Below are 13,538 nucleotides of genomic sequence, written 5' to 3'. Positions count from 1 at the left end.
CGATACATAGGACAGCCTTTTTCCCGGTGGCCGGGCTGTCACTGGCAACGCTGGCAACAGTGACCGCGTTATTCCTGATCCGGGCCGAGACGCGATCGAACCATTGGGTTCAGCATTCGTTGAATGTTCAGGTCACAGTCGGGCAACTCATCGAGCATGTGCGGGCGATAGAGTCGGACAATCGCGGATATCTGCTCACGGGCAACCCGCGCATGAAGACAGAATTGGCCGGTCTCGTGGCGGGACTCGGGCCGGCCGTCGACACCCTTGCCGCCGAAGTTTCCGACAATCCCAGGCAGCGTGCAAATATCCTCCAGCTGCGGGAGGCATTGACAGCCAAGGCGCGGTTCGCGCTGGCTACGACATCGCCGATCGATCTGGCCGCCAAGCGAAATGCGATCGCGCAGATCGAGGCCGGCACAGGTGCCCGGCTGATGAACAATGCGCTGGCGATCATGCACAGGATGAAATTGGAAGAGGATCGGTTGCTGGTCATCCGCCGTAAAGCCACCGATCGGATCGTGCTGGGGACGGGTGTCGCGCTGTTGTTGACGGTAGTCGCGGCTCTATTGGTTGCGGCGCTCGTCCTGCGCGATGCGCGTCGTCGCGAACGCGAACTGACCTTGGCGCGCGACGAGGCGCTGGCAGCCGGTGCGGCCATGCGGGATCAGATCAATCGCCGCGAGCGTGTCGAGGCGCAGGTCAGGCAAATGCAGAAGATGGAATCCATCGGCCAGCTCACCGGAGGAATTGCACATGATTTCAATAATATGCTGGCGATCGTCATCGGTAGCCTTGATCTTGCCAAGCGCCGGCTACGCGGGGACCCGGAGAAGCTCGAGCGCTGTATCGCCAACGCCTATGAGGGAGCCGAGCGCGCCGCTTCGTTAACGGCCAGGTTGCTGGCTTTCTCGCGCCAGCAGCCGTTGGCGCCGCTGACACTCGATGTGAACAAACTGGTTTCGGGCATGTCCGAATTGCTGCGACGCACTATGGGCGAGCAGTTTCTGGTCGAGACGGTGCTTGCGGGCGGGCTGTGGCGGACGATGGCGGATCCCGGTCAGCTCGAAAATACACTGGTCAACCTGGCGATCAATGCACGCGACGCGATGGATGGTGGCGGGCGCATGACGATCGAGACGGCGAATGCCTATCTCGACGACGAATATTGTCGCGATCGTGCGGACGTCTCGCCTGGTCAATATGTGATGATCAGCGTCAGCGATACCGGCACGGGCATGACGCCGGAGGTGATAGCGAAGGCTTTCGAACCCTTTTTCACGACCAAGCCGGTCGGGCGCGGTACGGGGCTTGGGCTGAGCCAGATTTTCGGGTTCATGAAGCAGACTGGCGGCCATGTAGCGATCTATTCGGAGGTCGGGCAGGGGACGACCGTCAAGCTCTATCTGCCGCGCGGTACGGGCGAGGCCGTCGAGCCGCAAGTCGCCGCGCTCAACGATCGCATCGCGCCCGAGGCTCGGCCTGGCGAGGTGATTCTGGTCGTCGAGGATGAAAGTCGCGTGCGGCATTTCTCGGTCGATGCGTTGCGTGAGCTCGGTTATGTCGTCCTGTCGGCGCCAAACGGCGCTGCGGCGCTGAGGCTGCTGGCCGATCAGCCGCAGATTTCGATGCTGTTCACCGATATCATGATGCCCGAAATGAATGGCCGGCAGCTGGCCGATTCTGCGAGGGCGCTGGTACCCGAACTGAAAGTCCTCTTCACGACGGGCTACACCCGCAACGCTGTTGTCCACAACGGTATGCTCGACGCCGGGGTGGCCTTCCTGCCCAAGCCGTTCAGTGTTCAGCAGCTCGCGATGAAGGTCCGCGACGTGCTCGATGGCGGGGGCGTCAATCGGCCGTTGCCGGTCGGACCTGCCACCGGCGTTCGCTCCTAATGACGCCGCCGCCTAACCATCCGCAGGGTGGGCCAGTCGCCGCGGTCGCGGCGGTCCGCCAGCCACATGCCCTGACGTCGATAAGCCGCCGCGACGGTGTCGGCCTGTGTGTCGAGCAGGCCAGCCAGGATCAGTGAGCCGCCTGGGAGGATTGCGCCGGCAAAGATCGGTGCGAGCTCGATCAGCGGGCCTGCCAGGATGTTTGCGATCAACAGGTCATAGGGCGCGCGCGTCTTGAGTCGCCGATGCGCGAGGCCTGCGGCCACAACCAGTTCCACCTTGCCCCGGCCACGCCCCAGCGGCACCGAATTGACCGCGGCATTTTCCGCCGTCACGTCGATCGAGACCGGATCGATGTCCGAGGCGATCACCTGTGCGGCCGGCCACAAGGCGCGTGCGGCAAATGCCAGCAGGCCGGTGCCGGTGCCGATATCGGCAATATCGGCGAACCGGCGCCCGGCGCTTTTCAGCCGGTCGAGCATTTCGAGGCAGCCGGTTGTCGTCTCATGATGGCCCGTTCCGAATGCGCGGCCCGCATCGATCGTGAAACCGATCAGGCCGTTGGGGACATGGTCCGCATTGACGGGCGTATGCACGAAGAATCGGCCCGCGCGGATCGGCTCAAGCCCGGACTGCGATAAAGTGACCCAATCCGCCTCGGCGATATGCTCGACGACAGGGTCCTGCCCGCGGGCGCTGGGCACCAGGCCGCGCACGATCTCGATCAGTGTCGCATCGGGCGCTCCTTCGACATAGACGTCAAGCTGCCACACGTCGGGTTGTGCGGGATCCGGTTCGCTGGTCATCAGCGTCGGCTGCGGATCGAGCAGGGCAATGGAGGGAATGTCGCCCGCAAGCTGCTCGGCCTCGGCCTTGGTGCACGGCAGACTGATCTTCCAGCTGCCTTCTCGGGCCGCGTCGAAAGGGAAGCCGGTTATGCCGTCACCCTTGGGTTCATCAGCGAACATAGCTGGCTCCATTAATGTCGATCACCGAGCCCGTCATCGATGGCGGAGCGCTCAACGCCAGAAAACGCGCGGCTTCGGCAATCTCCTCCGGCAGGGCTACACGGCCGAGCGGGATATCGGCGAGCAGTGCGTCGCCGCCGCGGCTTTCCAGATAATCTTCCGCCATTCCCGTCATCGTGAAACCGGGGCAGATGGCGAATGCCAGGATATTTTCGGCGGCATAGCCGCGCGCGATCGTCTTGGTCATGCCGATCATGCCGGCTTTCGACGCCGCATAATGCCAGTGCGAAGGGCTGTCGCCGCGATAGGCGGCGCGGCTGGCGATGTTGATCATCCGCCCGCCGTCGGCCTTGCGATAATGCAGCACGGCCATCCGGCAAAGTTCGGCGGCAGATGTGAGGTTGACCTGCATGGTCTTGGTCCAGCTATCCGACCAGGCGACGTCGGGTGCTTCGAGCGCTGCGGCTTCGAAGATTCCGGCATTGTTGATCAAGACGTCGATCCGGCCGTCGAGCAGGGATAGTGCCTGATCCCATAGTCGCCGCGCTGCACTGGGGTCGCTCAGATCACCGGCAATCGTGTTTTCGTCGCCGTCGCTCGATCGATGACCGATCACGCGCACATCATCGTCCTTGAAGCGCTCAACGATCGCCCGGCCGATCCCGCGGCTGCTGCCGGTCACGAATATATGTTTGGTCATGTCGCCGCGCGATAGGCCTGCCGCGCCGTCAGGAAAAGGGGCGATGCGGCTTTATGCGGCGATCCGGTTGACGAAATCGCCGGTTATCGTTTCCAACCGCGACAATTCGCCATCGACATTGCCAAAGCCGGTTTCGAGCTGATCGATCTCGCCCGCAACATTTTCGGTATCCGAGCGAATGGCCGAGATCGTCGAAGACATCGAATCGGCCGCGAGCGCGGTTTCGTCAACGGCCGCGGTGATCATCGTAACCGTCTGCGCCTGCGTCTCCATCGTCTTGCGAATGCGCTGCGCCGAACTTTGCACTTCGCCCACGATGTCGCGGATCGCGCCATTGGCGTCGACGGTCTGGCGGGTGGCAGCCTGGATCGCCGCGATCTTTGCGGCGATATCGTCGGTGGCGCGTGCGGTCTGGCTTGCCAGGCTCTTCACCTCCTGTGCGACGACGGCGAAGCCGCGACCGGCGTCGCCGGCACGTGCGGCTTCGATCGTAGCGTTGAGGGCGAGCAGATTGGTTTGTCCGGCGATATCGCGGATGAGACCCAGGATCGACTCGATCGCCTTGGCGTGATCCGACAATACTTCGGACAAGCCCACGGCGTGCACCGATCGTTCGGCTGCGCGGGTAGCGATCTGTGCCGCCACTTCGACTTCGGCTCGGCTTTCCTCGATTGCCCGGATCAATCCCGCCGCTGTGTGGGCGGCTTCACGCATCGCCAGCGCCGATTGCTCGGCGGCTGCGGCGACTTCGGAAGCCTTGCCCAGCATGCCACGCGCTGCGACCGACGTCAGGCCGGTACGCTCGCGCAGGCTGCGAGAATTGCCGAGCGCTTTTTTCAGCCCGCTCGAAATTTCCGAACGGAACTGGTGACCGTCGCTGACGAGATCGCGCGATGTTGCGGCGCGGGCAGCAGCACCGACCAGGGTGAATGTCACGTCGAGGAATATATTGTTCCAGCTGATAAGGGCCCCGAGCGATTCGCCGACAAAGGCTGAATCATGCGCATATGCGCAGGCAACCCATTCGCAGACGAGGGCCAGGACCGCGCCGTTGAAATTGGCAAATTCGGATTGGCTTGAAAGGTATTCGCTTGATTCGATTGTCCGGTACTCGATACGCCGCACCCACTGCGCATCGATCTTGGTTTGCAAAATGCCCCGCCACAAAAGCATGATGCCGTCGATAGCATCTCCGCTGGATGCGAAACGTCCATAATATCGGGAAATGGCGCTATTGATCGATAACCGTTTTGAGCATGCCTTGCGCAAATCAGCGATCAGATCATCCCCCGCAACGTCCCATAATCTGCTCAATCTTTGATGCAGATCCCCCGCGGGGTCGTAGGTGGCGAGGACGCTCCTGATCATCTCGTCGGTGAGAAGATTCTGGTCGAAGTTGAGGTCCGTGCTCATCGCTGCAGCGCATCCCGTTCATATGAAGCCGACGTTCGCCGCAAACTCTTAGGGGGCAATGGTAAACGACATCTTATCGATCCGCTCGCGATGATGTCGTTTCGGATTGTTGCAAGTGATTGCCGATCTGCTTGCATGCCGCTGCGCTTCGTCTAAAGAACGGCGGTCCGACAGACGGGAGGCATCATGTCGCGCAATCCAGGGCGTCCACTATCGCCGCATCTCACGATATGGAAATGGGGACCGCATATGGCGGTTTCGATCCTTCACCGTGTGACCGGTGCCGCTTTGGCGGTTGCGGGCGGGTTGGGTTTCATATGGTGGCTCTTGGCCGCAGCAAGCGGCGCAGAAGCATATGCCACCTTCCTGAAGGTGGCGACATCATGGTTCGGCTATCTGGTCGCCGTTGGGTTGACCTGGTCGTTCTTCGAACATCTTTTTTCCGGCCTGCGCCATTTCGTGATGGATACCGGTGCCGGTTATGAATTGCGGGTCAACCGCATGGGCGCCATTGCTGTCATGGCCGGTGCGATCGTTGCGACGGTTCTGGTCTGGGCGCCAATTCTTCTGACGATGGCGAGGCACTGATGGGAACGGGAACGGGGATTGGTCGGGTCCGGGGGCTCGGATCGGCAAAGCATGGCGGGCAGCATTGGTGGCGCCAGCGCGTAACCGCCGCTGGCAATGCGTTGCTGGTGACATGGTTCATCGTTTCGCTGTTCCGGCTTCCGATGCTCGATCATGCATCGGTCGTGAAATGGATCGGTTCGCCGCTCGTGGCTGTGCCGCTGGTATTGCTGGTGATATCTGTGTTCTGGCACCTGCGGCTAGGCCTGCAGATCCTGATGGAAGATTATGTGCATGAAGAGGGCGGCAAGGTCGCGCTGATCCTGTTGCTCAATTTCTATGCGATCGGCGGCGCTGCGCTGTCGATCTTCGCCATTCTCAAGATTGCATTCGGGGGAGTGCCCGCCTGATGGCCGAGGCTTACAAGATCATCGATCACGTCTATGACGCGGTCGTCGTCGGCGCTGGCGGATCCGGTCTGCGCGCGACCATGGGTGCGGCGGGCGCGGGCCTGCGGACCGCCTGCATCACCAAGGTGTTCCCGACCCGCAGCCATACGGTGGCGGCGCAGGGCGGCATCGCCGCCTCGCTCGGCAATATGGGGCCGGATCACTGGACCTGGCACATGTACGATACCGTCAAGGGATCGGACTGGCTCGGCGATCAGGATGCGATCGAATATATGGTGCGCGAAGCGCCCGCAGCGGTGATCGAACTCGAACATGCCGGCGTGCCGTTCAGCCGCACCGACGAGGGGAAGATCTACCAGCGCCCGTTTGGTGGGCATATGCAGAATATGGGTGCGGGACCGCCCGTGCAGCGGACCTGCGCCGCGGCCGATCGCACGGGCCACGCAATGTTGCATGCGCTGTACCAGCAGAGCCTGAAATATGCGGCCGATTTCTATATCGAATATTTCGCGCTCGACCTGATCATGGAAGGCGGCGAGTGCAAGGGCGTGATCGCACTCTGCATGGAAGACGGCACCATCCACCGTTTTCGCAGCAAGGCGGTCGTCCTTGCGACCGGTGGTTCGGGACGCACCTATTTTTCGGCGACGTCGGCGCATACGTGCACCGGCGACGGCGGTGGCATGGTGCTGCGCGCGGGGCTGCCGTTGCAGGACATGGAATTCATCCAGTTCCACCCGACCGGTATCTACGGCGCGGGCGTGCTGATTACCGAAGGCGCGCGGGGCGAGGGTGGCTATCTCACCAATTCCGAGGGCGAACGCTTCATGGAGCGCTATGCACCGTCCGCGAAGGATCTTGCCAGCCGCGACGTGGTCTCCCGCTCGATGGCGATGGAAATCCGCGAAGGCCGCGGTGTTGGCAAGAACAAGGATTACATCTACCTGCATCTCGATCATATCGATCCAAAAGTGCTGGCAGAGCGTCTGCCGGGGATCACCGAGACCGGCAAGATCTTCGCCAATGTCGATCTGACGCGGCAGCCTTTGCCCGTCACGCCGACGGTTCATTACAATATGGGCGGCATTCCCTGTAACTATCATGGCGAAGTCGTTACGCTGAAGGACGGTAATCCGGATACTGTGGTGCCGGGCCTGTTCGCCGTTGGTGAGGCCGCCTGCGTGTCGGTCCATGGCGCGAACCGCCTCGGCTCCAATTCGTTGATCGATCTTGTCGTATTCGGACGCGCTACCGGCTTCCGCCTTGCCGAACTGATCAAGCCGAACAGCAAGCATGGCGCCGTCAGCAAGGAAGCCGACGAAAAAGCGCTCGGCCGGCTCGATCATTATCGCAACGCAAAGGGCGGTACGCCGACGGCCAAGATCCGTCTCGACATGCAGCATACGATGCAGAAGCATTGCGCTGTGTTCCGCGATACCGAACTTCTGCGCGAGGGGCTGGGGCTGATCGACACGGTATATTCGACCCTGCAGGATGTCGGAGTTACCGATCGCTCGCTGATCTGGAACACCGATCTCATCGAGACGCTCGAACTCGACAATATGCTGCCACAGGCGGTGACGACGATGCACTCGGCAGCCAATCGCAAGGAAAGCCGTGGCGCCCACATGCATGAGGATTATCCCAACCGAGATGATCCGAACTGGATGAAGCACACGATCACCTGGTTCGATAAGGGTGCGGTTACGATCGATTATCGTCCGGTCCACGAATATACGCTCACCGATGAGGCCGAGTATATCAAGCCGAAGGCGCGCGTTTATTGAGTGGGCCTCCCCTCCCGGAAAGGGGGGGGATCAAGGGGCGTGCTGGCGAACACGTTCTCTCATCCACCCCCGCTAGGGGGAGGTGTCGCCGAAGGCGACGGAGGGGGCGGGCGACGACGAACTGTTGCTTGAGGGCTCACCGGTTCGTCACCCTTCCAGGCGTACGCCGTCCTCCCCCTCCGTCAGCGCTTTGCGCTGCCACCTCCCCCTGGCGGGGGAGGAGCGGAAGGGGACAGACCATGCCATATAATGAGAACGTTACGGCTTATCTTCGCGCCAATGCTTCCAACTCCTTGCAGCGAGGGGGCCGCTGAAGTGATGTGCGGCGAACTATGACGGCTTCTCCCTTCACCGCGATCGTCCTTGCCGGCCAACGCCCCGGCGTCGATCCGCTCGCGCAGCATTTCGGGCAACCCTATAAGGCGCTGATCGATGTCGCGGGCCAGCCGATGCTGGCACGGGTCGGTCGCACGCTTGCCGCATGCAAGAATGCGCAGCAGATCGTCATCGTCGCGCAGAACGTCGCGAAGCTGTTCGACCATCCAGCGACGGCCTGGATGGCGAACGACGCCCGCATCATTGCGCGCGATTGCGGTGACTCGGTCGTGCAGGCGATCATCGATACACTGGCCGCGCTTCCCGATGCTTACCCGTTCCTGCTGACCACCGCAGATAATGTCCTGCTCGACCATCATATGACCGATACGTTTGTTGCGGGCGCGGCTGCGCAGGACGTCGCCGTTGCGCTCGTCGAGCGCAAGACGCTGGAGGCCGCCTATCCTGGCAATCGCCGTACTTGGCTGCCGTTCCGCGGCGGGGCATACTCGGGCGCCAATTTGTTCTGGCTCGGCAGTCCTTTGGCCAACGAGGCGCTCGCCGTGTGGCGCGGCATCGAGCAGCAGCGCAAGAAGGCGCGTGCGGTATTGGGCGCGTTCGGTGGCGGCCTTGCGCTGATGGTCGGGCTGCGGCTGCTGACGCTCGATCAAGCGATCGCGCGGGTCGGGCGCCGACTGGGACTATCTGCGCGCGCTGTCGTCTTGCCTTATGCCCAGGCCTGTATCGACGTCGACAAGCCATCCGATCATGCGATGGTCGAGGCAATATTGCGCGCGCGGGCATGACGCGGCATGGCGCAGCATGAAGTTGGGCATAGAAAAGGCGAATGCTATAGGGTTGCGCCATTGAGCATCACGCCGCTATTCGCTATCGCCGTCCGGGCCAGCAAGGGGATCTCGTTTCATGGCTGAATTCGCACTGCCAAAAAACAGCGTCATCAAAAAGGGCAAGGTCCACAAGGCTGAAGCCGGCGCGAAGACGGTCAAGCCGTTCAAGGTCTATCGTTACGACCCCGATTCGGGCGAAAACCCGCGCTATGACACGTTCGAGATCGATACCGATGATTGCGGCCCGATGGTCCTCGACGCGCTGATCAAGATGAAGAGCGAGCAGGATCCGTCGCTGACGTTCCGCCGTTCGTGCCGTGAGGGTATTTGCGGTTCCTGCTCGATGAATATCGATGGCAAGAACGGCCTCGCCTGCACAACCCCGATTGAGGACTGCAAGGGCGAGGTCCGCATCACGCCGCTGCCGCATATGGACGTGATCAAGGATCTGGTTCCCGATTTCACCCATTTCTACGCGCAATATGCGTCGATCCAGCCCTGGCTGAAGACCGTGACCACGCCGCCTTCGGGCAAGGAGCGGCTGCAGTCGCCCGACGATCGGGCGAAGCTCGACGGACTTTACGAGTGTATCCTGTGCGCCTGCTGCTCGACGGCATGCCCGAGCTATTGGTGGAACAGCGACAAGTTCCTTGGTCCGGCGATCCTGTTGCAGGCCTATCGCTGGCTCGCGGACAGCCGCGATGAGATGACCGGCGAGCGGCTCGACGAGCTCGAGGATCCGTTCCGCCTCTATCGCTGCCACACGATCATGAACTGCTCGAACGTCTGTCCCAAGGGCCTCAGCCCCGCCAAGGCGATCGCCGAAGTCAAGAAGATGGTAGTCGAGCGCGTCATCTGAAGCACGACGCTTGACTGACCCCTTCTGCTGGGAAGCCGCCCCAGATCATCCGGGATGGATGATCTGGGAACTCCATGACGTTGATTGTTTCAACAATTTTGTGGGGCCGTTGCTTGCCCGCCGGGAAGGCGATCAGGCGATCGTCCGTCTGCAGCCGCGTCCGGAGCACGCGAACTATACCGGCGCGATCCATGGCGGCCTGATGATGGGGTTCATCGACTGCGCGCTGTTTGCCGGTGCTGCGATTCTCGGCGCCGAGGGCACCAGTCAGGGGCTGACGCTGGAATGCAACGTCCAATTTCTCGCATCGGGCAGGCTCAACGTGCCGCTTGACGCAGTTATCGACGTGCTGCGGATCACCGGCCGCTTCGTCTTCTTGCGTGGGCTGCTGGTGCAGGAGGGGGCGAACATCTGCAACTTCTCAGGCATGCTGCGCAAGGCGGACGCGAAACGATGAGCAATCTCCTTGTGCGTTATGAAACGTTGCTGGTGGCGGGCGAACTGCGCGCCGATCCCGATCAGCGTGCGACCGTCGAGCGACTGGCTGCGCTGGCCGATACGCTGGACGCCATACCGGCCAGGGGCAGCGTGCTCTGGCGGATGTTGCGCAAGACCCCCGAAAGCCCCCGCGGCATTTATATGTGGGGCGGCGTCGGGCGCGGCAAGTCGATGCTGATGGATCTGTTCTTCGATAGCGTGTCGATGGCGGCCAAGCGTCGGGTCCACTTTCACGAGTTCATGATCGAGGTCCACGAACGGCTTCGAGTCGAACGGATGAAGGAACGTGGCGATCCGATCCCGCCCGTCGTCGCGGCGCTGGCCGAACAGGCGCGGCTGCTCGCGTTTGACGAAATGGTCGTCAACAATACTGCCGATGCGATGATCCTCAGCCGCCTGTTCACCGGCCTGATCGGCGCCGGGGTCACCGTGGTCACGACATCGAACCGGCCGCCGTCCGATCTGTACAAGGACGGCCTCAATCGTGAGCATTTCCTGCCCTTCATCGCGTTGATCCAGGCGAAGCTGGACATATTGTGCCTGAATGGTCCGGTCGATTATCGGCTCGAACGGTTAGGGGGCATGCCGACCTGGTATGCGCCGATCGGGCCCGAGGCTACCGCAGCCGTCGCCGAGGCCTTTTTTCGGCTGACCGATTATCCCCCCGAGGACCGCGCGCATGTCCCCTCGGCCGAGCTGCAGATATCCGCCGGACGCACGATGCACGTGCCGAAAAGCTTGAAAGGGGTCGCGGTCTTCTCGTTCAAGCGGCTTTGTGCCGAAGCCAGGGGCGCTCCCGATTATCTGGCGATCGCGCGCAATTATCATACGGTGATCATCGTCGGCATACCGTCGCTCGGCCCCGAGCTGCGGAACGAGGCCGCCCGTTTCAAAGTGCTGATCGACGCTCTCTATGAGCATAAGGTCAAGCTATTGGCGACCGCCGCCGCCGAGCCATTCCAGCTCTATCCGGAAGGAGATGGTGCTTTCGAGTTCGAGCGGACCGTCTCCCGGCTGATGGAGATGCAGAGCCAGGAATATCTGGCGACAGGGCATGGCGCGTGAGAATGGCACACGCAACCGCACTATGATCCCGGCCGGAATCATATTTGCCGATTTGCGAGCGTGAAGTCGTGGCAATGCCCCGCCTGAAAAAACTTGCTGCCAATGCGAAATCCGAAGGTTGCCCCCGCGAGTTCTCGAGGCTAAGCGGGCCCCGCACTATCGGTGGCTGCAACGGCGCGGCCGCCTCCCTGTTGCGGTTTTCTTTCGGAGGGGTCGTATGGCTCGGAACAAGATTGCGCTGATTGGCGCCGGTAACATCGGTGGAACGCTTGCCCACCTCGCGGCATCGAAAGAACTTGGTGACGTCGTATTGTTCGACGTCGTCGACGGCATTCCCCAGGGCAAATCGCTCGACCTTTCGCATTGCGCCCCCGTCGAAGGTTTCGACGCCGTATTGAAGGGGACCAATGATTACGCGGACATAGCGGGCGCCGATGTCATCATCGTCACCGCCGGTGTCGCGCGGAAGCCAGGCATGAGCCGCGACGATCTGCTCGGCATCAACCTGAAGGTGATGAAGTCCGTGGGCGAGGGCATCAAGCAGAATGCTCCGAACGCGTTCGTCATCTGCATCACCAACCCGCTCGATGCGATGGTGTGGGCGCTGCGCGAATTTTCGGGCCTTCCGCACAATAAGGTCGTCGGCATGGCCGGCGTGCTCGATTCGGCACGTTTCCGCGCGTTCCTCGCCGAAGAGTTCAAGGTATCGGTGGAAGACGTCACGGCGTTCGTGCTGGGGGGCCATGGTGATACAATGGTGCCCGTCGTTGAATATTCGACGGTTGCCGGCATTCCGATCCCCGATCTGATCGAAATGGGCTGGTCCACCAAGGAGCGCATCGACGCGATCGTCGCGCGCACCCGCGCCGGCGGCGGCGAGATCATCGCGCTGCTCAAGACCGGTTCGGCTTATTATGCGCCGGCGACATCGGCGATCTCGATGGCCGAAGCCTATCTGAAGGACAAGAAGCGCGTCCTGCCCTGCGCGGCCTATCTCCAAGGCCAATATGGTGTCGACGATCTCTACGTCGGCGTGCCGGTCGTGATCGGCGCGGGCGGTGTCGAAAAGATCGTCGAGATCAAGCTCGGCGAAGAAGCCAAGGCTGGCCTCGCCGTCTCGGTGGACGCGGTCAAGGAATTGCTGGTTGCCTGCAAGGCTATCGATCCCAGCCTGGCATAAAATGGCCGCCGTTCCCGGCATCGGCCGGGCCGGCGGGAACAGATGAAGGGAACGGCGCAGGTTATGAGCATCCTCGTCAACAAGAACACCAAGGTCATTACCCAGGGCATGACCGGCAAGACCGGCTCGTTCCACACGGAACAAGCTCTGGCTTATGGGACGCAGATGGTTGGCGGTGTCACGCCCGGTAAGGGCGGTACGACGTTCCTGGGCCTGCCCAACTTTGATACCGTGCACGAAGCCGTTGCTGCGACCGGCGCCGACGCTTCGGTCGTCTATGTGCCGCCGCCCTTCGCCGCCGATTCGATCCTTGAAGCGATCGATGCCGAGGTCCCGCTGATCATCTGCATCACCGAAGGCATTCCGGTGATCGATATGATCAAGGTCAAGCGCGCGCTGCAGGGCTCCAAGTCTCGGTTGATCGGCCCGAACTGTCCTGGCGTGCTGACCCCGGATGAATGCAAGATCGGGATCATGCCCGGTTCGATCTTCCAGAAGGGTTCTGTCGGTGTGGTGTCGCGTTCGGGTACGCTGACCTATGAGGCGGTGTTCCAGACTACGGCGATCGGCCTTGGCCAGACGACGGCGGTCGGCATCGGTGGCGATCCGGTCAATGGGACGAACTTCATCGACATGCTCGAACTGTTCCTCGCCGATGACGAGACCAAGTCGATCATCATGATCGGTGAAATCGGTGGCTCAGCGGAAGAAGAAGCCGCTCAGTTCCTGATCGACGAGGCGAAGAAGGGCCGGAAAAAGCCGATGGCCGGTTTCATCGCTGGCCGATCTGCGCCTCCGGGACGCCGCATGGGCCATGCCGGTGCGATCGTCTCGGGCGGCCAGGGGGGCGCTGATGACAAGATCGCGGCGATGGAAGCCGCCGGGATCCGTGTTGCGGCAAGCCCGTCCGAACTCGGGACCACGCTTGCGGCGGTCTTGAAGGGCTAAAATGCGAGGCCCCCTGCCCAAAAGGGCGGGGGGCGCTTATAATAAGGTTTGATTAACCCTATTTGCTGCACTTCCCTCCCCC

Annotated in this window: 13 protein-coding genes; 10 read left to right on the top strand and 3 right to left on the bottom strand. The window is 61.8% G+C overall.

Features of this window, described 5'->3' with window-relative positions:
• Positions 1-26 precede the first annotated feature (26 nt).
• The gene (locus BLS13_RS18680; protein WP_256325973.1) at positions 27-1,898 is read left to right on the top strand and encodes an ATP-binding protein; all 1,872 of its coding nucleotides are present in this window, start codon (positions 27-29) and stop codon (positions 1,896-1,898) included.
• On the opposite strand, the gene BLS13_RS18675 is transcribed toward BLS13_RS18680, so the two are convergent.
• Genes BLS13_RS18675 through BLS13_RS18665 form a run of 3 tightly spaced genes read right to left on the bottom strand, consistent with a single transcriptional unit; the run spans position 1,895 to position 4,718 of the window.
• Positions 1,895-2,866 carry a 50S ribosomal protein L11 methyltransferase gene (locus tag BLS13_RS18675; RefSeq protein ID WP_093454396.1) on the bottom strand — a complete coding sequence of 324 codons (972 nt, stop codon included), beginning with the start codon at positions 2,864-2,866 and terminating at the stop codon, positions 1,895-1,897. The genes BLS13_RS18680 and BLS13_RS18675 overlap by 4 nt on opposite strands.
• The gene (locus tag BLS13_RS18670) at positions 2,856-3,566 is read right to left on the bottom strand and encodes an SDR family NAD(P)-dependent oxidoreductase (RefSeq protein ID WP_093454394.1); all 711 of its coding nucleotides are present in this window, start codon (positions 3,564-3,566) and stop codon (positions 2,856-2,858) included. Before BLS13_RS18670 ends, BLS13_RS18675 begins: the two co-directional genes overlap by 11 nt.
• Before the next feature lie 51 nt (positions 3,567-3,617).
• Positions 3,618-4,718 (bottom strand): methyl-accepting chemotaxis protein, encoded by a 1,101-nt coding sequence (locus tag BLS13_RS18665; RefSeq protein ID WP_371128225.1) that lies wholly within the window; start codon positions 4,716-4,718, stop codon positions 3,618-3,620.
• A 447-nt stretch (positions 4,719-5,165) separates the two neighbouring features.
• On the opposite strand from BLS13_RS18665, the gene sdhC reads away from it, so the two are divergent.
• From sdhC to sucD, 9 genes are all read left to right on the top strand, one after another.
• Positions 5,166-5,567 carry a succinate dehydrogenase, cytochrome b556 subunit gene (sdhC, locus tag BLS13_RS18660; RefSeq protein WP_093454392.1) on the top strand — a complete coding sequence of 134 codons (402 nt, stop codon included), beginning with the start codon at positions 5,166-5,168 and terminating at the stop codon, positions 5,565-5,567.
• The gene (gene sdhD, locus BLS13_RS18655; protein ID WP_093454390.1) at positions 5,567-5,956 is read left to right on the top strand and encodes a succinate dehydrogenase, hydrophobic membrane anchor protein; all 390 of its coding nucleotides are present in this window, start codon (positions 5,567-5,569) and stop codon (positions 5,954-5,956) included. Before sdhC ends, sdhD begins: the two co-directional genes overlap by 1 nt.
• Positions 5,956-7,743 (top strand): succinate dehydrogenase flavoprotein subunit, encoded by a 1,788-nt coding sequence (gene sdhA, locus BLS13_RS18650; RefSeq protein WP_093454389.1) that lies wholly within the window; start codon positions 5,956-5,958, stop codon positions 7,741-7,743. The genes sdhD and sdhA overlap by 1 nt, the downstream gene beginning before the upstream one ends.
• A 332-nt stretch (positions 7,744-8,075) precedes the next feature.
• Positions 8,076-8,864 carry an NTP transferase domain-containing protein gene (locus tag BLS13_RS18645; RefSeq protein ID WP_093454388.1) on the top strand — a complete coding sequence of 263 codons (789 nt, stop codon included), beginning with the start codon at positions 8,076-8,078 and terminating at the stop codon, positions 8,862-8,864.
• Between the two features lie 118 nt (positions 8,865-8,982).
• On the top strand, positions 8,983-9,765 hold the full coding sequence (locus BLS13_RS18640; RefSeq protein ID WP_093454387.1) for a succinate dehydrogenase iron-sulfur subunit: 783 nt from the start codon (positions 8,983-8,985) through the stop codon (positions 9,763-9,765).
• 10 nt (positions 9,766-9,775) lie between these two features.
• A complete protein-coding gene (locus BLS13_RS18635; RefSeq protein ID WP_256325972.1) occupies positions 9,776-10,222 on the top strand; it encodes a PaaI family thioesterase in 447 nt (148 codons plus the stop codon).
• Positions 10,219-11,328 (top strand): cell division protein ZapE, encoded by a 1,110-nt coding sequence (zapE, locus tag BLS13_RS18630; RefSeq protein ID WP_093454385.1) that lies wholly within the window; start codon positions 10,219-10,221, stop codon positions 11,326-11,328. The genes BLS13_RS18635 and zapE overlap by 4 nt, the downstream gene beginning before the upstream one ends.
• A gap of 217 nt (positions 11,329-11,545) precedes the next feature.
• Positions 11,546-12,508 (top strand): malate dehydrogenase, encoded by a 963-nt coding sequence (gene mdh / locus BLS13_RS18625; RefSeq protein WP_093454383.1) that lies wholly within the window; start codon positions 11,546-11,548, stop codon positions 12,506-12,508.
• A 63-nt stretch (positions 12,509-12,571) separates the two neighbouring features.
• Entirely contained in the window at positions 12,572-13,456 is an 885-nt protein-coding gene (gene sucD, locus BLS13_RS18620) for a succinate--CoA ligase subunit alpha (RefSeq protein ID WP_093454425.1), read from the top strand.
• The last annotated feature ends 82 nt before the right edge of the window (positions 13,457-13,538 follow it).

Origin of the sequence: Sphingomonas sp. YR710, from assembly GCF_900101455.1 — a bacterium.
In the GTDB taxonomy this organism is placed as follows: Bacteria; Pseudomonadota; Alphaproteobacteria; order Sphingomonadales; family Sphingomonadaceae; genus Rhizorhabdus.
Note: the sequence above shows the minus strand (reverse complement) of the source record. Positions and strands in the feature narration are given on the sequence as shown.